Annotated in this window: 16 protein-coding genes; 7 read left to right on the forward strand and 9 right to left on the reverse strand. The window is 60.8% G+C overall.

The features are described 5' to 3' along the window. Position 1: 1 nt before the first annotated feature. From MHY87_RS05030 to MHY87_RS05045, 4 genes are all read right to left on the reverse strand, one after another. Positions 2-232: a DUF4170 domain-containing protein gene (locus MHY87_RS05030; RefSeq protein WP_239350032.1), complete on the reverse strand. Its 231-nt coding sequence runs from the start codon at positions 230-232 to the stop codon at positions 2-4. A gap of 59 nt (positions 233-291) precedes the next feature. Further along, positions 292-1,095 (reverse strand): 3'(2'),5'-bisphosphate nucleotidase CysQ, encoded by an 804-nt coding sequence (locus MHY87_RS05035; RefSeq protein WP_239350034.1) that lies wholly within the window; start codon positions 1,093-1,095, stop codon positions 292-294. A gap of 84 nt (positions 1,096-1,179) precedes the next feature. After that, the gene (gene ubiA / locus MHY87_RS05040) at positions 1,180-2,109 is read right to left on the reverse strand and encodes a 4-hydroxybenzoate octaprenyltransferase (protein WP_239350036.1); all 930 of its coding nucleotides are present in this window, start codon (positions 2,107-2,109) and stop codon (positions 1,180-1,182) included. 19 nt (positions 2,110-2,128) lie between these two features. After that, positions 2,129-2,593, reverse strand: coding sequence for a hypothetical protein (locus tag MHY87_RS05045; RefSeq protein ID WP_239350038.1), 465 nt, complete (start codon positions 2,591-2,593; stop codon positions 2,129-2,131). Between the two features lie 233 nt (positions 2,594-2,826). On the opposite strand from MHY87_RS05045, the gene MHY87_RS05050 reads away from it, so the two are divergent. From MHY87_RS05050 to MHY87_RS05065, 4 genes are all read left to right on the forward strand, one after another. Beyond that, positions 2,827-3,585 carry a 16S rRNA (uracil(1498)-N(3))-methyltransferase gene (locus tag MHY87_RS05050; RefSeq protein ID WP_239350040.1) on the forward strand — a complete coding sequence of 253 codons (759 nt, stop codon included), beginning with the start codon at positions 2,827-2,829 and terminating at the stop codon, positions 3,583-3,585. A 171-nt stretch (positions 3,586-3,756) separates the two neighbouring features. Then, positions 3,757-4,896: a carboxylate-amine ligase gene (locus MHY87_RS05055; protein ID WP_239350042.1), complete on the forward strand. Its 1,140-nt coding sequence runs from the start codon at positions 3,757-3,759 to the stop codon at positions 4,894-4,896. Between the two features lie 122 nt (positions 4,897-5,018). Continuing rightward, positions 5,019-6,389, forward strand: coding sequence for a glutamate--cysteine ligase (locus MHY87_RS05060; RefSeq protein ID WP_239350044.1), 1,371 nt, complete (start codon positions 5,019-5,021; stop codon positions 6,387-6,389). A gap of 275 nt (positions 6,390-6,664) precedes the next feature. Then, entirely contained in the window at positions 6,665-9,124 is a 2,460-nt protein-coding gene (locus MHY87_RS05065) for a hypothetical protein (protein ID WP_239350046.1), read from the forward strand. 60 nt (positions 9,125-9,184) lie between these two features. Here MHY87_RS05065 and MHY87_RS05070 read toward each other — a convergent pair whose 3' ends face one another. The 4 genes from MHY87_RS05070 to MHY87_RS05085 all read right to left on the reverse strand — a co-directional run bounded on the left by MHY87_RS05070 (position 9,185) and on the right by MHY87_RS05085 (position 12,682). Beyond that, positions 9,185-10,165, reverse strand: coding sequence for an aldo/keto reductase (locus tag MHY87_RS05070; RefSeq protein WP_239350048.1), 981 nt, complete (start codon positions 10,163-10,165; stop codon positions 9,185-9,187). Positions 10,166-10,293: 128 nt separating this feature from the next. Next, positions 10,294-11,079 carry an ADYC domain-containing protein gene (locus MHY87_RS05075; protein ID WP_239350050.1) on the reverse strand — a complete coding sequence of 262 codons (786 nt, stop codon included), beginning with the start codon at positions 11,077-11,079 and terminating at the stop codon, positions 10,294-10,296. Positions 11,080-11,125: 46 nt separating this feature from the next. After that, on the reverse strand, positions 11,126-11,383 hold the full coding sequence (locus tag MHY87_RS05080) for a hypothetical protein (RefSeq protein WP_239350052.1): 258 nt from the start codon (positions 11,381-11,383) through the stop codon (positions 11,126-11,128). A 120-nt stretch (positions 11,384-11,503) separates the two neighbouring features. Further along, complete coding sequence (locus MHY87_RS05085) at positions 11,504-12,682, reverse strand: NAD(P)/FAD-dependent oxidoreductase (protein ID WP_239350054.1); 1,179 nt, start codon at positions 12,680-12,682, stop codon at positions 11,504-11,506. A gap of 187 nt (positions 12,683-12,869) precedes the next feature. On the opposite strand from MHY87_RS05085, the gene MHY87_RS05090 reads away from it, so the two are divergent. Continuing rightward, on the forward strand, positions 12,870-13,307 hold the full coding sequence (locus MHY87_RS05090; RefSeq protein ID WP_239350697.1) for a YqaA family protein: 438 nt from the start codon (positions 12,870-12,872) through the stop codon (positions 13,305-13,307). On the opposite strand, the gene MHY87_RS05095 is transcribed toward MHY87_RS05090, so the two are convergent. Continuing rightward, the gene (locus MHY87_RS05095) at positions 13,304-13,549 is read right to left on the reverse strand and encodes a hypothetical protein (RefSeq protein ID WP_239350056.1); all 246 of its coding nucleotides are present in this window, start codon (positions 13,547-13,549) and stop codon (positions 13,304-13,306) included. The genes MHY87_RS05090 and MHY87_RS05095 overlap by 4 nt on opposite strands. 218 nt (positions 13,550-13,767) lie before the next feature. Between MHY87_RS05095 and ilvD the strand changes: the two genes are divergently transcribed. Next, positions 13,768-15,597: a dihydroxy-acid dehydratase gene (gene ilvD / locus MHY87_RS05100; protein ID WP_239350058.1), complete on the forward strand. Its 1,830-nt coding sequence runs from the start codon at positions 13,768-13,770 to the stop codon at positions 15,595-15,597. 143 nt (positions 15,598-15,740) lie between these two features. Further along, entirely contained in the window at positions 15,741-18,188 is a 2,448-nt protein-coding gene (locus MHY87_RS18840) for a hypothetical protein (RefSeq protein WP_304611110.1), read from the forward strand. Positions 18,189-18,297: the final 109 nt, after the last annotated feature.

Here is an 18,297-nt window from a genome sequence, read left to right on the forward strand (position 1 = left end):
TTTAAGCCTGCGGCTCCAGGAGGCGGTGCAGATGCACGATGAAGTAGCGCATCTGCGCATTGTCCACCGTGGCCTGAGCCTTGGCCTTCCAGGCGGCATGGGCCGATGCGTAGTTCGGGAAAATCCCGACGATATCGAGCTTGGAAAGGTCTTTGAAGTCAACGGATTCAAGGTTCTCAAGCTCGCCGCCGAAAACCAGGTGAAGGAGCTGCTTGCCAGGCGTGTCGGTCATGAATTCGAAACTCTTCTGCCGAGGTGTGAAAGGGATAGTCGTTGCGATGCAAACCTTGTTCAGGTCCTCATGGCTCCAATAGCACGAGGATGCAACTGTGACGCAACGGCAATCATCTCGCCGTGGCTGGGCTGGGGCTTGTTGTAAGTCGGTGGTGCGCCTGACAAATCCGTCAAAAGGCCGCCTGCTTCCCGCAGGATGAGATCGGCGGCGGCGATGTCCCAGTCCTGTGAATTGTGGGAAACAAGCCCGACATCGATGGAGCCCTCCGCTACCCGGGCGAGCCTGAGAGCCAGGGAAGGCACCTTGGGCAGATGCTCGACCCGCCCGGCTTTACGCTCGAAACGGTCGATCAGGGGCTTGGGGCCGGCGACGCGAGGCGTAGCCGAAGCCTCTTTGTCCGAAAGCTGGAGCCTTTCTCCGTTGCACCAGGACCCGCTGCCGAGAACGGCCTCGTAGAGACGGTCGTGAATGGGGGCGAGGAGAGTTCCCAGCACCGGGGAACCGGCCTTCACGAGAGCGATGGAGATTGCCCAGTCCGGATGGCCCGAGGCGAAGGCCCGGGTGCCGTCGATGGGGTCCACCACCCAGACATAGCTGCGCTCGAGCCGGGAGGGATCGTCCGCCGTCTCCTCAGACAGCCATCCCGCTTCGGGCAGAAGCCCGGTCAGGTGATCCTTGAGAAAGGTATCGAGGGCGATGTCCGCTTCGGTGACCGGGGAACTCTGTCCCTTGTACCAGAGCCGCGCGGCCGTCTGCTCTCCGGCACGGAAATAGGGAAGAGCCAAGTCGCCAGCCCGGCGCGCCGCATCGCGCATGGCTGCGGCCAGGGATGAAAGGGAATCGGCGGACGGAGAAAACATCGGTCTCAAGATGGGAGAGATGGGTGCGGGATACCAGGGAGAGAGGCAAAGAAACCTTGTTTCTTCACGAAAAAGTCGCGCCTCTCACAGCAGGGCATCAATCACCATGGCCGCGAACAGGATCAGCCCCGCGTCCCGGTTCGAGCGGAAGAGCCGCAGGGCGCCCGCGCCGTCGGCCCGGTCGATGCGGGCGATTTGCCAGCCGAGATGCAGGGCGAAGAGGAAGAGGCCGATGAAGGAGACGATGCCCACGCCAGCCTGCATGAAGGCCGCAATCATGAGGGCGAGGGTCAGGCTGTAGCAGATGCCCACGCCCATCTTCACGCGCTCGCCGAAGAAACGGGCGGAGGACTTGATCCCGGCGATCTCGTCGTCTTCGATGTCCTGCAGGGCATAGATGGTGTCGTAACCCACCACCCAGGCGACGCTAGCGAAGTAGAGCAGGAGCGGGGGGAGGCTTAAGGAACCGAAGGCGGCCGCCCAGCCCATCAGCGCGCCCCATGAGAAGGCAAGCCCCAGCACGATCTGCGGCATCCAGAAGAAGCGCTTCATGAAGGGATAGAGAGCGACAACCGCAAGCGAGCCGAAGCCTGTGAGGATGGCGAAGCCGTTGAACTGCAGGAGAACGAGAAACCCGATGAGCGCCTGAAGCCCCAGAAAGGCGAGGGCACCTTTCAGGCTCACCTGGCCGGAGGGCAGGGGGCGCTGGCGGGTGCGCTCGACGCGGATGTCGAGATCGCGGTCGACGATGTCGTTATAGGTGCAGCCGGCACCCCGCATGGCGACCGCGCCGATGAGGAAGAGCAGGCAATGGATCGGGTTGGGCCAGGGCTGCCCCATCACGAGGGCGGCAAGAGCCGCCGACCACCAGCAGGGGAGGAGCAGCAGCCACCAGCCGATGGGCCGCTCGATCCGCGCGAGGCGCAAATAGGGACGAAGGCCGACCGGAGCCCACCGGTCGGCCCAATGGCCGCTAACGGCATCGGGAAGAGACGACGCCCCAGGGCGCTCCATGGCTTGGAATCAGTCCTGCTTAGAGGGCGCCCTTCGGAACGCTCAAGGTGCCGGTCAGGCCGCCGCCCATGCGGGGACCGCCCTGCTGCTGAGCCTGCTGCTTGGCGCGCTTTTCGGCCTCGGCCATCTTCGCGACAGCACCGCAGGCTTGGCCTTTGAAGGTCTGGGCGCGCTTGTGGTCCTGCTCGAAGCCCTCGATCATCTGATCCGGAACCTGGCACCAATCCTTGTTGACGGACATCCATTTCAGGCCGGCATCGCCGTTGGTTACAAGCTTGCCGAACACCGTGCAGGCGGCACGGGGATCGATCTGCTTCTTCTTGCCGTCGCCGGTGAGCACGCTGATCTGTTTGACGATGCTCTGGCGCTCCATGAGGATCTTCTGCCCTTCCTGGCAGGCGCTCGACTGCGCGGAGGCAGGAACGGATGCGAGAAAGCCAACGGCGGCAAGCGTGGCCATCAAGGTCAAACGGATGTGCGTCATGGCAAGAACCCTTCAAAAAGCCCGCGACGTCTCGCCGGCCTGTGCTCTGTTAACAGGTAACAGCCCCCAAGGCCAAGGGGCGATTGGTCGGGCGATTGGTCGCTTGGGCCCAAGCTGTGCCATGGCGCACCTGAACGGCAGGTTAGCGGAAGACATCGGTCCCTTCCCCTGGGCAGGGGTAAATTGCTAAAGGTCCAGGGCTCAACTCCCAAGGCTCAACTCCAAAGCGTCCTATGGCCGGTTACGATTTCAACGCTCCCCGCCTGTTCGTCGATTCGCCGCTTCAAATGAATGCGAGGGTCGCTCTCGATCGGGCCCAGGCCAATTATCTGTTGAACGTCCTGCGCCTCAAGGATGGCGCGAGCGTGCTGATCTTCAATGGTCAGGATGGGGAGTGGCGCGCGGAAGTCTCCGTGGAAGGGCGCAAGTCCGCCGATCTCGTCTGCGCGGAACAGACCCGCCCTCAGACGGTCCGGCCCGATCTCGTCTATGCCTTCGCTCCCCTCAAGCATGCCCGTCTGGACTACATGGTCCAGAAGGCCGTGGAGATGGGGGCAGGCGTTCTTCAGCCGGTCATCACCCGCCGGACCCAGAGCACGCGGGTGAACCTGGAGCGCATGCGAAGTAATGCCATTGAGGCAGCGGAGCAATGCGGGATCATCACTCTTCCGGAAGTGCGGGAAGAAGAGAATTTGGAGAGCTTTATCAAAGGGTTGGATAAAGGCTGCCTTCTCGTGTTCTGCGATGAGGATGCGTCCGTTTCCAACCCGGTCGAAGCTCTTGCTCAAGCTCCTGCCAAGCTTGGGAACAATCTATCAGGCGTTGCCGTTATCGTGGGCCCCGAGGGGGGCTTCACCGATCAGGAGAGAGCGCTTGTCGCCGCCCACGAAAGATGTGTTTGCGTATCGTTGGGACCGCGCATCCTGCGAGCCGATACAGCCGCAGTGGCTGCCCTCGCAATCGTTCAGTCCATGCTCGGCGATTGGAACTGACGCGCACGCCCGACAATGCGCAGCGCTGAAACGCCTCTAGCACCAGAAGCTTAGCAGTTTTAGGCCGATTCGCCCCACTCGCGCCCCATTCCGGCGGAGTTTGGTGCGACATCCGGCCTGCCTCAGGCGCGCAAGGGTCATTCCTGAATAACAAATAGAGGGAACCGGGAAATGAGCTGGGATTTCAAGTTCGGCATCGAGGAAGAATACTTCGTCAATGATGCGGCCAAGCGGGATGTGGCGCGGGGAAGAATCAAGGAGTTTTTCGCCTCCTGCCGCGAGCAGCTCTCGGACGACATCCAGCCCGAGATGCTGGAGCCGCAGATCGAGATCGCCACCAAGCCGTCGGTCGATTTTACCGAGGCCCGTTCGCAGCTCACCAGCTTACGCTCATCGGTGGGCATGATCGCCCGCGACTACAACATGTCCATCATGGCCTCCGGAACGCATCCGCTCGCCGTCTGGTCGCGGGTTCGCCCGAATGCGCAGCCGCGCTACGGCAAGGTAATGCACGACCTGCAGATGCTCGGCAGCCGTACGGTCCTGTGCGGTATGCACGTGCATGTGGAGGTGCCGGATCTCGCCGCGCGCGTGGACATCATGAACCGCATTCAGCCTTATCTCCCGCTGCTGCTTGCGCTTTCAACGTCGTCGCCGTTCTGGCAGGCGCAGCGCACGGGACTTCTCGGCTATCGGCTTGCTGCCTATCGCGAACTCCCGCGCACCGGCCTGCCGGATCTGTTCGAGGGGCCTCAGGATTACCAGCGCTACATCGACACATTGGTCGCGGCCCGCGCCATCGAGAACTCGAGCTATGTGTGGTGGGTGATCCGTCCCTCGCTCAAGCATCCGACCCTTGAGCTGCGCGTGGCCGACAGCTGCACGCGGGTGGACGACACCATCGCGATCGCGGCGCTCTATCGCTGCCTCGTGCGCCGCCTGAGCCTGGACACCAAGCTCAATGCCGGACAGACCGGCGCGTCCCGCGCCATCAATGATGAGAATTGCTGGCGCGCCATGCGCTACGGCATCCACGGTAGTTTCGTGGACGAGAAGACCCGCAGCGCCAAGCCCGTGCGGGAGTTGCTCGACGAGGTTCTCGACATGATCGAGGGCGATGCCAAGGCGCTCGGCTGCGAGCGCGAGGTGGATCTTGCCCGCTGGATCGTGGCCCGCGGCACCAGCGCCGACCGGCAGCTCACCCTCTATACGGAGGCCGTCGGACGCGGTCTGTCGAGCCGGGATGCCCTCGCCGGCGTCGTCGACTGGCTTTCGGCCGAGACGGTCGGGGATCTGGTCGTCCGCCACTGAGGCACCATATGCGGTCTCACATTTTGTGGGGCCGCCCCTCATTGCAGCTTGGCCTTAACACGCCTATCTAGTCCCGAACTGAGTCGGCGCGCCTTGAACGCGCTTATTGGATGAGGTGATGTATGGCGCGGGACGTATCCGATACGACCCCCATTGGCGCGCGTTCCGAGCTTGTTGCGTGGATCGCTGAAGGTGAGAAGCCGCGCGAGGCGTGGCGGCTGGGCACCGAGCACGAGAAGGTTCCTTTCTACAAGGCCGATACGACTCCCGTTCCCTATGACGGGGGCAAAGGCATTCGCGCGCTGCTCGAAGGCCTTCAGGATCGCACGGGATGGTCTCCCATCATGGAGGACGACCATCCCATCGGCCTGTTCGACGAGAAGGGCGGCGGTGCGATTTCTCTTGAGCCAGGCGGGCAGTTCGAACTCTCCGGCGCGCCGCTGAAGACGCTTCATGAGACGGCTCAAGAAACGGCGCAGCACATCGTCGATGTGAAGGCGGTCAGTGAGAAGCTCGGCATCGATTTCCTCACGCTCGGCATGAGCCCGTTATGGACGCGCGGGCAGACGCCTGTGATGCCGAAGAAGCGTTATGGCATCATGACGAGTTACATGCCGAAGGTCGGCACGCTTGGTCTCGACATGATGTACCGCACGTCTACCGTGCAGGTGAACATGGACTATGCGTCCGAGGCCGACATGGTGAAGAAGCTTCGCGTGTCGCTGGCATTGCAGCCCATCGCCACCGCGATCTTCGCCAACTCGCCCTTCACAGACGGCAAGCCCAACGGCTTCCTGTCCATGCGCTCCAACATCTGGCTGGACACGGACAAGAACCGCACGGGCATGATGGCTTTCGCCTTCGAAGATGGGTTCGGTTACGAGCGCTACGTGGATTGGGCGCTCGACGTGCCGATGTATTTCGTCAAGCGCGACGAAACTTATCATAATGTCGCCGGCGCATCGTTCCGCGATCTTCTCGCCGGCAAGCTCGCGCAATTGCCGGGTGAGCGCGCCGTGCGCTCCGACTGGGCGAACCACGTTTCCACGCTGTTTCCGGAAGTGCGCCTGAAGCGCTATCTCGAAATGCGCGGTGCGGATGTAGGCAACATTGAGCACATCGTGGCGCTTTCCGCGTTCTGGACCGGATTGCTTTACGACGAGACGGCCCTGGATGGCGCATGGGAGCTGGTGAAAGGCTGGAGTGCCGTTGAGCGCGAGCAATTGCGCGCCGATGTGCCGAAACTCGCCTTGAAGGCGACGATTGCGGGACGCTCCGCGCAGGATGTCGCGCGCGATGCTCTAGCCTTGTCGCGCGAAGGCCTCAAGCGCCGCGCTTATCATGATGGGGCAGGGCAGGACGAGGCGAAGCATCTCGTTTACGCCGAGGAGATCGTCTCCTCGGGCCGTACGCAAGCCGAGCGGCTGCTGGAGCGCTATCATGGCGGCTGGGGCGGTTCGGTCCTGCCCGCCTTTGCGGAATGCGTATTTTAAGGTCAGCGATTCCAAGGCTTTTTTGGTGCTGACATGAGATGGAGCGGTACTCCTGGCCGCTCCCCAAATCTGCGTGTCCTGAGAGCAGGGGCCGCCTGGGCCTCAATGGGCTAGGCATTTGCCGGGATTCTGTTGAAAAGAAAGGCTTTTCTCTGCGGGTGAGAAAAGTCTTTTGTTTTTGCAATATTATAAAGTTATATAGATTAATCGCAACGTAAGATGAAGCATTTCCAGATTTCGGCTTCATCGAGAAAATGCCCGCCAGGAGGCCGACAATGACTGCAGGGACCATCGGTGGTTTGACGCAAAACATTATCAGGGTTCCTGATCAGGATGTCGCCATCGCTCCAGGCGCAACGATCCCGGATGGAGATCGCTCGTTTAAACGTCTCATCGTCTCTCTCGACACAGGTCGAGCGAACGAAATGCTGACGATCAAGACGGATACGGGAGAAGTTCAAGTCGCAAGCGACGGCAGCGTCATCATCCGCGATGCCACCGGCGATACGAATATCGGATCCATCACATACCGAGACTTCGGTTATATCGAGTTTGAATTCAACACGCTCGCAAAAGCCAGCCACATCCAGACGCTGCTCCGCGCTCTCATGTACAATGATGCCTTCGGAGAAGACGGGTTCACTCTTGGAAGCGCCATTGCCATCTTGTTGGAAGACGAGGATACGCTCTTCAACGGTTATCTCTGGGTGAGCGATCAGGTGACCGGCACGGATGCGGCTGACGCGTTCGAGACCGACGAGCGGCGGCTCTCTGCCGACGACGTCATCGATGGCGGAGATGGTGACGATACCCTGCAATTGGTCGGCGGCGGCGATTTCTACATCAATGAAATGGTCCGCTTCGTCAGCGTGGAGACCATTCAGGGCACGGCCGCCAACGACAGGATCTATATCGACGGGTCCCAACTTGCGGGCGTCAGGAAAATCGCAGGCGGCGGTGGAACAAACGATAGACTGTTCTTGTCTGGCGCGGGCATCGATCTCACCAATGTGGATATTTCAGGTTTCAAGGAGATCCAGATTCAGGACGCTCGTGGGTCTGTCCTGAAGGTCGACGATGTCGATACCGCAATGCTCGTGACGAGCTACTATTCGGATAGCGATACTATTGAACTCACAAGCGGCACCCTGACGGATGCGCAGCGGCTTCAATTGCACCGCCAGGGCTTCGAGACGGTCATCGCGAAGGACGCAACTGGTGATACGATTACGACAATTCACGACGCGCCGGAAATCGCGGCTTTTGGAGAGGCGAAAGTCACCACGGTCGTTGGTGTTGCCACTTTCCTCGACGTCGGCCGTGACTCCGTGCTGACGGTCGACAGCGGTCTTTTGCGCCATATGAGTGTCAGGGCCGGGGGCGGTTCGACCCTATCCGCGGATGATAAGATCAATATCGATCTCGCGAGCGGAATCAGCCTTGCCGCAGGGACTGAGTATCCGGACCAGCGTTTCGTGCTCGTCGATGGCATCAAGATCGGCGAAGTGTATGGATTAGGCAGTCCCCTCGCGAGCTTCGAGTTCAATGGGGATGCGACGACAGCGCGCGTTCAAAAGCTCATTCGCGCTTTGACATACACCAATGGCTCGGCGCACGGCGGTGGCGACCCGCGCAAGGTTTCGATCACCTTGACGGATGTCGCACACAGGGAAGTCGAATTCTCTGCGAATGTCGAAGTCCTGCCGAACGACGCTCCCACCAATCCCGCTCTTGCTGGCATGTCCGTTCTCGAGAACGCGGCCACCGGCACGAAGATCGGCGACCTGTCGGCCACCGATGCGGCACTTGATACCCTGACCTACGAGATTCAGCGGTCTGATGGGACGTGGGGCACGACGGACGGGCGCTTCGTGATCGAGGGCACGCAGCTGAAGGTCGCCAACGGCCTGCTGCTCGACCATGAGCAGGCCAAGACGCACGCTGTCACTATCCGCGTCACCGACCAGGCCGGCCTGAGCAGCCAGAAGACCTTCACCGTCGCCGTCGACGACGTGAACCCGGAGAACGTCACCGGCTCGGCCGGCAACGACGTGATTTACGGCGGCGCAGGCAACGACACGCTCGATGGCGGATCGGGCAACGATGAGCTCAACGGGGGCAAGGGCCGGGACCGGATGATCGGCGGGGCCGGGAATGACATCTACCATGTCGACACCAAGGGCGACGTGATCGTCGAGGCCAAGAACGGCGGCACGGATCTGGTCTATTCCGCGATCAGCTACACGCTCGGCGCGACCCTGGAGCACCTGGTCGGCACCGGCAAGGGGGCACTCAGCTTGACCGGCAACAGCCTGGCCAACGGCATCCTCGGCAACAATGCCAAGAACACGATCAAGGGCGGCGCGGGGAACGACACCGTCAACGGCGGCGGCGGCAACGACGTGCTCTATGGCGGCTCGGGCAAGGACGTGTTCGCGTTCAACACGAAGCCGAACGCCCGGACCAACAAGGATGTGATCAAGGACTGGAATCCGAAGGACGACGTGATCCATCTCGAGAACCAGGTGTTCACGGCACTCAAGGCCGGCAAGCTGGCCAAGGGCTCGTTCGTGCTCGGCGCCAAGGCCAAGGACAAGACCGATTTCGTCGGCTACAACAAGACGACGGGCGACCTGTGGTACGATGCCAACGGCAGCGGCAAGGGCGGCCAGGTGGTGTTCGCCAATATCGGCCGGAACAAGAAGATCGCCCACGACGACTTCTTCGCCATCTGACCTAAAGTCATACTCCCATAATGGAAAGCCGCGGCAGCCATGTTGCCGCGGCTTTTTCTTTCAACGCCCGACTGTCTGCATGCCTGCAGCTGCATAGCGGGTTCCAGCGGCAGCACCGGGCGGGATGATGCTGTCGATCCGCTCCAGGTCCGCCTTCGTCAGGGCAACGTCGAGGGCGCCGACATTCTCTTCCAGATATTTGCGGCGTTTCGTGCCTGGAATCGGCACAATGTCGTCTCCCTGCGCCAGCACCCAGGCGAGTGCGAGCTGTGCGGGCGTGCAGCTCTTCTCGCGCGCCATGATTTCAATCTCCCGCACGAGATCGAGGTTCTTCTGGAAGTTCTCGCCCTGAAAGCGCGGGGCGGAGCGGCGGAAATCATCCTGATCGAGATCGTCGATGCTTTTGATCTGACCGGTGAGAAAGCCGCGACTAAGTGGCGAATAGGACACGAAGCCGATGCCGAGATCGCGCACGACACCAAGAATTTCATCTTCTGGATCGCGGCTCCAGAGGGAATATTCCGTTTGCAGCGCCGTAATGGGATGAACGGTGTGTGCGCGGCGAATGGTTTGGGGAGCGGCCTCGGACAAACCGAGATAGCGCACCTTTCCCTCACGCACGAGATCGGCCATGGCGCCAACGGTGTCCTCGATGGGCGTGTCGGGATCGACGCGGTGCTGGTAATAGAGATCGATCACATCGACCTTCAGGCGCCGGAGGCTCGCCTCGCAGGCTTGGCGCACATAATCCGGTTTGCCGCTGATGCCGAGGCGCTCTCCGTTGGGGCCACGCACATTGCCGAACTTGGTGGCAAGCACCACCTTAGCGCGCCGATCCGAGATCGCGCGACCCACGAGTTCCTCGTTGTGGCCGGTGCCGTACATGTCGGCTGTGTCGAGAAAGGTGACGCCGAGTTCGATGGCGCGATGAATCGTGGCGATGGATTCCGCCTCGTCCCGCCCGCCATAGAATTCCGACATTCCCATGCAGCCGAGGCCAAGGGCCGAGACCTTCAATTGTCCGAGCTGACGTGTCTGCATGCGGTATCTCCAGAGATGAGGAAGCCATCTGCACGGCGCGATCAAGGGCGATCCGTGGAGCGTCTCATCAACTGCTCCCGAGGCCGCTCGTTTCAAGGCACCACTTCGAGAAAGGCGAAACGTCGCGCTTAAGGGCCAGCTGAAGCGGAGCGGTTGAACAGAAGAGCCTGCGGATTGCGCTGCATTGTTTCTTCCGTGCAGTTTTCTGCCCCCACATTTCCTGCAAGTCTCGGATAACGGGCTGCGAGTTCGTCGAGCGTCACGTTCCCTGCAATGCGCGGACGCGTGACACACAAGGCTCCGTTCTCGCCCCAAGCCGCTTCAAAGGGCATAGGACTTTCCTTCTCCGCCTCCCGGATGCCATGACGGTCGTAAATGTCGATGAGCGTTCCGTCCCGTGTCGAGGGACGGCTGTCTCCGCCATAATCCGCACGGATGGCATGGATGCAGGCCCGATGCAGTGCGCGCATCGGCACGTCGCTCCGCTCGTCCCAGGGGCGATAGCCCATGAGAATGCATTTCCCCTCTGCGCCGCTGGTGCATGTGAGATCGAAACCGCCTTGCCGTGGCATGGGGAAGCCGAGCTGTCTTCCGCGCGCATCGGCCTGACAGATATTGTGAAGCGTTTTCGTGGCGGGATCTTCGATAAGCAGGCGGTAAAGCACGATGCCCTGGCCGTCCCTCGATAGCTCCTCCATGACCGCGTCGATAAGGACCGGCTGTTCATGCGCGCCGTTATTCAGGACGATGCGATGGCCCACGAGAGCGTTTTTCTCCAGCACCCGTCCATCGTCGAGACGCAACTTGAACTCGCCTCCCGTCACCTCAAGACGGCCACTCAAGGCGAAGGCCGCGGATGACATGCACAGAGCCGACAGGGCACAGACAACGATGCCGTAAAATCTAAGTCTCATGACGGAGAAGCAGGCCCTCGCTTCTTCATGAGGACCTGCTGCTTTCTCACTTCAGCGAGACGCGCTCGCCATCCTTCAGGATGACAGTAGTTGCCTGAAGGGCTGGCGCAGAGCGCAGCTCTTCTGCAACGCCGTCGGTCGCGATGCCATTGAAGGCGAGACCGTTGAAGGCCAATCCGTTGAATGCGAGGCCATTAAACGCCAGGCCATTGAAGGCGAGGCCGTTCTGCGTTTCGAGAGCTTGGGCTCCCGAGGCGAAGAGCAGGGTCGTTCCGACAGCAGCAGCAAAGGCAATCTTGAGCATTTGTTTCACCCTCAAGCCCCCGAATATACTTTTGCGTCAGCCTTGAGTGGCTCTTTTGAAATATTATTTAGTTGCAATTGTTTTTCGTCAAGACTGCCGAGCTTATTTTCCTGAATAGGGTCAGGCCGCCTGGCCTGCGCACCAGCCGGACGACCAGGCCCACTGGAAATTGTAGCCGCCGAGCCAGCCGGTCACGTCCACGACCTCGCCGATCATGTAGAGGCCAGGCACGGATTTCACTTCCATTGTCTTAGAGTCGAGCTCGCGGGTATCGACGCCGCCCAGGGTTACTTCCGCGGTTCGGTAGCCTTCCGATCCCGCCGGTTTGAAGCGCCATTGGTTCACCGCCTCGTCGATACGCCGCAGATGCTTGTCGGAATAATCGGCGAGGTTCGCCGGCCCCTTCTCCGTTTCAGCGATCAGCTGAGCGAGGCGCTTGGGAAGAAATGTCGAGAGAGCGGTCTGCAAAGCTTGCCTGCCGTTTTGCGAACGAGCTTTGCGTAATTCCTCGAAAAGATTCACGCCCGGCAGCATGGAGAGTGTGATCTCCGCGCCCTCGCACCAATAGGATGAGATCTGCAAAATCGACGGGCCGCTCAAGCCGCGATGAGTGAACAGCATCGCCTCAGCGAATTTCGTCTTGCCGCAGGCGGCTATCGCATCGACGGAGATTCCGGCCAAGGGTGAAAGCCGCTCCAGCATCGTCGGCTCCAGAGTGAGCGGAACGAGCGCCGGACGCGTCTCGACGATGTTCAGGCCGAATTGCTGCGCGAGGTCATAACCGAAACCGGTGGCCCCCATCTTCGGAATGGACTTGCCACCCGATGCAACGACGAGCGAGTGGCATTGCAAGGCACCGTTCGAGAGCGCGAGACGAAAGCCGTCATCCGTTTTCTCTACCTGCGTCACGGATGTCTGCAACCGCAGCTCGACCCCTGCCTGCTTCATCTCGTTGAGCAGCAGATCCACGACCTGCCGTGAAGAGCCGTCGCAGAACAATTGGCCGAGCGTCTTTTCGTGATAGGCGATGCCGTAACGCTCCACGAGAGCGATGAAGTCCCGTTGCGTGTAGCGCCGCAGGGCTGAGATGCAGAAGCTCGGGTTCTGCGAGATGTAATTGGCGGGCGCAGCGTTGAGATTGGTGAAGTTGCACCGTCCGCCCCCGGAGATGCGGATCTTCTCACCTGGTTTATCGGCATGGTCGATGATCAGCACGGAGCGTCCGCGCTTTCCGGCTTCGGCCGCGCACATCATGCCGGCGGCACCGGCGCCGATCACCACAACGTCGAACTGTTCCAAGAGGCTTATCCTGAAGAGGTTCCGCAACTAAAAGGCAGGCTTGAGCAGGCTGCGGCCCGTTGGTAGAGCACGATCCCTATGCAGCGCAAGCTGAACCGGAGGTTGGGCTTTTTCGCGCCGAAGCCGGGTTTGGGGCGTTAATGGAAGCATGGTAAGGCGGAAAGCCCGCAATGCCTCCCTGGATTTCATGCCGCATCTCGCCGAATACAGCGCTCTTTTCGCCGCAGCCTTTCTCTCGGCCACGATCTTTCCGTTTCAGTCGGAAGCGGTGCTCTTCGGCATGCTGCTGGCCGATCGCCACGCTTGGTGGATGCTGATACTCATAGCGAGCATCGGCAACATTCTCGGCTCTGTCGTGAACTGGTTCCTGGGGCGTTTCTTTACCCGCTTCGAAGGCCGGCGGTGGTTTCCGGTCAAACGCGAGCAGATGGCCAAGGCGGAAGGCTGGTATCACCGCTATGGCCGCTGGACACTGCTGCTCAGCTGGATGCCGGTGATCGGCGACCCGCTCACCATCGTGGCGGGCGTGCTGCGCGAGCCTTTACCTATCTTCATCCTGCTTGTAGCGCTCGCCAAGACAGGCCGCTATCTCGCCGTGGGGGCCTTGAGCCTGGGCTGGATTTAGGGGCCCTGGAGGCTGGCCCAAAGCTCCTCCAGCTGGCTCGGCTCGATCACCTCGCCTGAGGCGGTGCGGATCACCGCATGCATGCCAGCTGGAGCCTCGTTGGTCATGGCCCAGTGAATGGCCTCGCGAAGGGAAGCGAACTCCATCACGTCGCTGCCGTGAGGTGGCGTGGTGCCTCTGGGCGTTCCCATCGGCTCGTATTGCAGGTGGGCTGTGGCATCCCAATCGGTCTTCGGCACCATGATCTTGGCCCTTTCCATTGACGTTGCGGGACCAACGCAAACGGGGCTTGGCCGGTTCGGTTCAGGCCTGGGCCTAAGCTCGGCAGATAATAAAATTGCGCGAAAACGCCTGCCTGGGATGCATTCTGCGCCTAAAGGCGGCAGCAAAAGCGCTTGCATGTCGCCTCGTTTCGTTCGAACAAGGCAGGCTCAAGAACTCTGAAGACCGGGATAAACCCATGCCAGCCTATCGCTCTCGCACCACCACCCACGGCCGCAACATGGCGGGCGCTCGCGGCCTCTGGCGGGCCACGGGCATGAAGGATTCCGACTTCGGCAAGCCGATCATCGCCGTGGTTAACTCCTTCACCCAGTTCGTGCCGGGCCATGTCCACCTGAAGGACCTCGGCCAGCTGGTCGCCCGCGAGATCGAGAAGGCGGGCGGCGTCGCCAAGGAATTCAACACCATCGCGGTGGATGACGGCATCGCCATGGGCCATGACGGCATGCTCTACTCCCTGCCGTCGCGGGAGCTGATCGCCGATTCCGTGGAATACATGGTCAACGCCCATTGCGCGGACGCCATGGTCTGCATCTCCAACTGCGACAAGATCACCCCCGGCATGCTGATGGCCTCGCTGCGCCTCAACATCCCGACGGTTTTTGTCTCCGGCGGTCCGATGGAAGCGGGCAAAGTCGTGCTCAACGGCGTGACCAAGAAGCTCGACCTCGTGGACGCCATGGTCGCCGCTGCCGACGACAAGATCGCGGACGAGGACATTCAGGCCATCGAGCGCTCGGCATGCCCCACCTGCGGCTCGTGCTCGGGCATGTTCACGGCCAATTCCATGAACTGCCTCACGGAGGCTCTCGGCCTCTCGCTGCCGGGCAACGGCTCGACGCTGGCGACGCACGCGGACCGCAAGCGACTCTTCGTGGAAGCGGGCCATCTCATCGTCGATCTCGCGCGCCGCTATTACGAGCAGGACGACGCGAACGTACTGCCGCGCTCGATTGCGAATTTCGCCGCCTTCGAGAACGCCATGACGCTCGATATCGCCATGGGCGGGTCGAGCAACACAGTGCTGCACCTGCTGGCTGCGGCCTACGAGGCTGAAGTCAACTTCACCATGGACGACATCGACCGCCTGTCGCGCCGCGTGCCGGTGCTGTGCAAGGTCGCGCCTGCCATCTCAAACGTGCACATGGAAGATGTGCACCGCGCCGGCGGCATCATGGGCATTCTCGGCGAACTCGACCGCGCAGGTTTGCTCGACACTTCAGTGCCGACGGTTCACTCGGAAAGCATGAAATCGGCGCTTGACCGATGGGACGTGCGCCGCACCAACAGCCACGCGGTGCATGAGTTCTTCAGCGCAGCCCCCGGCGGCGTGCCGACGCAGACCGCGTTCAGTCAGGCAAGCCGCTACGACAGCGTGGACATGGACCGCGCTGGCGGTGTCATTCGCGACAAGGAACATGCCTTCTCGAAGGATGGCGGCCTCGCCGTGCTCTCCGGCAATCTGGCGCTCGACGGCTGCATCGTGAAGACGGCGGGCGTGGACGAGAGCATCCTCGTCTTCTCCGGTCCGGCCGTCGTGTTCGAGAGCCAGGACGATGCGGTGAGCGGCATCCTCAATGGCAAGGTGAAGGCCGGCGACGTGGTCGTCATCCGCTACGAGGGCCCGCGCGGCGGCCCCGGCATGCAGGAGATGCTCTATCCCACGAGCTACCTGAAATCGAAGGGGCTCGGCAAAGCCTGCGCACTCATCACGGACGGGCGCTTCTCCGGCGGCACCTCGGGCCTGTCCATCGGCCACGCCTCGCCGGAAGCGGCAGAGGGCGGCACCATCGGCCTCGTGCGCGACGGCGACCGGATCGAGATCGACATCCCGAACCGCAGCATCAACCTCGCCGTGGACGATGCCGAGTTGCAGCGCCGCCGCGCCGAGCAGGACGCCAAGGGCTGGAAGCCCGCCGAGCCGCGCAAGCGCAAGGTGACGGCCGCTCTCAAGGCCTACGCCATGCTCGCCACCAGCGCCGCCAAGGGCGCCGTGCGGCAGATCTGAGCAGCGCAACTCCGACGGAAATTGATTGTAGCCTCCGGGGATCGTCTCCGGGGGCTTTTTCGTTCCCTGCTGAGCTTGAGCGAAAAGCCCTGATTAGATACGTTATCTCGATTCAATTGATATTGCATTGAACGAGGCGGATTATGGCGGCGGACGAAGGCATTTTTACCTGGGAAGGCATCAGCCTTCCTTCCTACTGGGGTGGCAATTTTCAAACGACCAGCGGCTTGGCCGCAATGGACCTCATCAAGTCCAACGGCGCGAACACTATCACCCTCATTCCTAACTTCTTTCAATCCACGGGCACGAGCAACGACGTGCACCTCAACGCGAGCCCGAACCCGGATGAGCCATGGCGCGGCGAGAGCGACGGTTTTCCGAACGTGCTGCAAGCCATTCGAGACGCCACAGCGCGTGGGCTGAATGTGGTGCTCAAGCCTCATGTGGAGCGTGACGATCGCAACACGACATCGGAGGACGCCTGGCGCGCGAAGATTGCGCCGACGGATCCTCTGCTATGGTTCGAAAACTACAAGAACATGATGGTGGAATACGCCAAGGTCGCACAGGCCGGCGGAGCCTCCGCCTTCGTGATCGGCACCGAAATGCGCAGCATGACGGATCCTAACAAGACCTGCGCGAATGGTCAGAGCTATACGGAGAAATGGGTCGAGATCATCGATGCGGTGCGCGCGGTTTTCACGGGCAAGCTGACCTACGCCGCCACCGACGACGAGGCGTTAAAGATCGAGTTCTGGGACAAGCTCGATTATATCGGCGTCGACGCTTATTTCAGCATGGCTGCCGACGGCAATTACGATCCGACTTTGAACGAGCTGATCGATTCTTGGGTCAAGCCTCCGGTCAACTGGAATTCGAAGGAAGTCTACGGCACCACCTCAGTGGTCGATACCTGGAAGCAGTTATCCGAAACTTGGGGCAAGAAGGTCATCTTCACCGAAATCGGTTATGGCAGCTACAACGGCACGAACCTGAGTCCCGGTTGGTTGCGGCACGAAAACGGAACGGATTACGAAGAACAGCGCCTCTGCTACGAAGCGCTTTACTACGTAATGAAAAATTACGGCGGCCAATGGCTCGATGGCGCATTCCTCTGGAGTTACCAGACGACTACGGAACCTGCATACGTTCCGCCGACAGACTACACAACGCAAGGGAAGCCCGCCGATGCCATCGTCAAGGCGGGCTATTCAAGCCCCGAGCATGTGACTGGTCTCGTCTGGGATGGAACAAGCCGCGCCGACAAGCTTGATGGTGGCTACAACAACGATACCCTCAATGGTGGCGCCGACAGCGACATTCTTTGGGGAGGAGCCGGTGACGACAGACTTGCCGGCGGCGCGGGCAACGACATCCTCGACGGCCATACGGGAACGGACACCGCCGTCTTCTCCGGTACCACCGCGGAGTACATCATCACGAAGCTGGCCAATGGCAGCTACAGGGTTGCCGACAAGACGGCACGCGATGGGACGGATACATTGAAGAACATTCAGTTTATCCAATTCAGCGACCGCAAGTTTGATGTCGCCGCGTTGCCGGAACTCTCCATCAAGGCGAAAGACAGCAGGAAGTTCGAAGGCAGTCACAGCGGCTGGACCGATTTCACTTTCACGGTCACGCGCAGCAGCACGGACGGCAGCCCCACGGCTCGATGGGAACTGACCGGCCTCGATGACGGCGATGTGGAGACAAAGTCCGGCACTGTAGCCTTCAGCGGAACATCGCTCACAGCTACGATTACCGTGAAGATCAAGGCCGATAAGATAGCAGAAGGCGACCGGCGCTTCTCGGTCAAGCTCAAGGACCCAATGAATTCCTCGATCAGAGACGATCAGAGCAGTGCTTCTGGCCTCATCATCGACGATGACTTTATCCTCACGCCTGCTCTCAGCGCGCTCGCCATTGGAGAGAATGCGGCTCTCGGCAGCGTCGTCGGCACTTTCAGCCCCACGAACGTAAAAGGCGTGGACATCACCTATAGCCTTGCCGATGGCGGAAACGCCTTCGCCATCGTGAACAACCAGCTCATCGTTGCGGGCCTTCTCGATTTCGAGAAAGCGGCCTCGCACAATATTCAGGTCGTTACGACCGACAGTCAGGGGGGCGTGACCCACGAGGTCTTCACCATCGCTGTTCGCGACGAGATTGATATTATCCGGGGCAGCGCGCGCAAGGACACCCTCAAAGGCACGGCCGGTCCGGATATGATCTACGGCGGCAAAGGCAATGACAAGCTTACCGGCGGCAAGGGCAAGGATGTGTTCGTGTTCAACACGAACCCGAATTCCAAGACCAACAAGGACAAGATCCTGGACTGGAACTACAAGGACGACACGATCCATCTGGAGAACAAGTACTTCAAGGCGCTGAAGAAGACCGGCTGGCTCAAGAAGGACCAGTTCGTGCTGGGCTCGAAGGCGAAGGACAAGAATGACTTCGTCGGCTACAACAAGACGACGGGCGACCTCTGGTACGATAGCAACGGCAGCAAGGCCGGCGGCCAAGTGATGTTCGCCAACATCGGCAAGAACAAGAAGATCGCCTATAACGATTTCTTCGTCATCTGAGCTGACGTGAAAACGCAGGCGGGAGCGCAATTGCTCTCGCCTTCAGCAGGGTATTCTCGTGCAGGTTAGGATCTGCTTTTTGCAGGTCCGGCGCACCCTCTTCGCTTTC

The sequence above is a fragment of the Microvirga sp. ACRRW genome (assembly GCF_022346925.1).
GTDB lineage: Bacteria > Pseudomonadota > Alphaproteobacteria > Rhizobiales > Beijerinckiaceae > Microvirga.

Bases quoted from the DNA above. Each gene is read 5' to 3' on its own strand.
- MHY87_RS05030 (WP_239350032.1), bottom strand. From the start codon at position 232: ATGACCGACACGCCTGGCAAGCAGCTCCTTCACCTGGTTTTCGGCGGC.
- MHY87_RS05035 (WP_239350034.1), bottom strand. From the start codon at position 1,095: ATGTTTTCTCCGTCCGCCGATTCCCTTTCATCCCTGGCCGCAGCCATG.
- ubiA (WP_239350036.1), bottom strand. From the start codon at position 2,109: ATGGAGCGCCCTGGGGCGTCGTCTCTTCCCGATGCCGTTAGCGGCCAT.
- MHY87_RS05045 (WP_239350038.1), bottom strand. From the start codon at position 2,593: ATGACGCACATCCGTTTGACCTTGATGGCCACGCTTGCCGCCGTTGGC.
- MHY87_RS05050 (WP_239350040.1), top strand. From the start codon at position 2,827: ATGGCCGGTTACGATTTCAACGCTCCCCGCCTGTTCGTCGATTCGCCG.
- MHY87_RS05055 (WP_239350042.1), top strand. From the start codon at position 3,757: ATGAGCTGGGATTTCAAGTTCGGCATCGAGGAAGAATACTTCGTCAAT.
- MHY87_RS05060 (WP_239350044.1), top strand. From the start codon at position 5,019: ATGGCGCGGGACGTATCCGATACGACCCCCATTGGCGCGCGTTCCGAG.
- MHY87_RS05065 (WP_239350046.1), top strand. From the start codon at position 6,665: ATGACTGCAGGGACCATCGGTGGTTTGACGCAAAACATTATCAGGGTT.
- MHY87_RS05070 (WP_239350048.1), bottom strand. From the start codon at position 10,165: ATGCAGACACGTCAGCTCGGACAATTGAAGGTCTCGGCCCTTGGCCTC.
- MHY87_RS05075 (WP_239350050.1), bottom strand. From the start codon at position 11,079: ATGAGACTTAGATTTTACGGCATCGTTGTCTGTGCCCTGTCGGCTCTG.
- MHY87_RS05080 (WP_239350052.1), bottom strand. From the start codon at position 11,383: ATGCTCAAGATTGCCTTTGCTGCTGCTGTCGGAACGACCCTGCTCTTC.
- MHY87_RS05090 (WP_239350697.1), top strand. From the start codon at position 12,870: ATGCCGCATCTCGCCGAATACAGCGCTCTTTTCGCCGCAGCCTTTCTC.
- MHY87_RS05095 (WP_239350056.1), bottom strand. From the start codon at position 13,549: ATGGTGCCGAAGACCGATTGGGATGCCACAGCCCACCTGCAATACGAG.
- ilvD (WP_239350058.1), top strand. From the start codon at position 13,768: ATGCCAGCCTATCGCTCTCGCACCACCACCCACGGCCGCAACATGGCG.
- MHY87_RS18840 (WP_304611110.1), top strand. From the start codon at position 15,741: ATGGCGGCGGACGAAGGCATTTTTACCTGGGAAGGCATCAGCCTTCCT.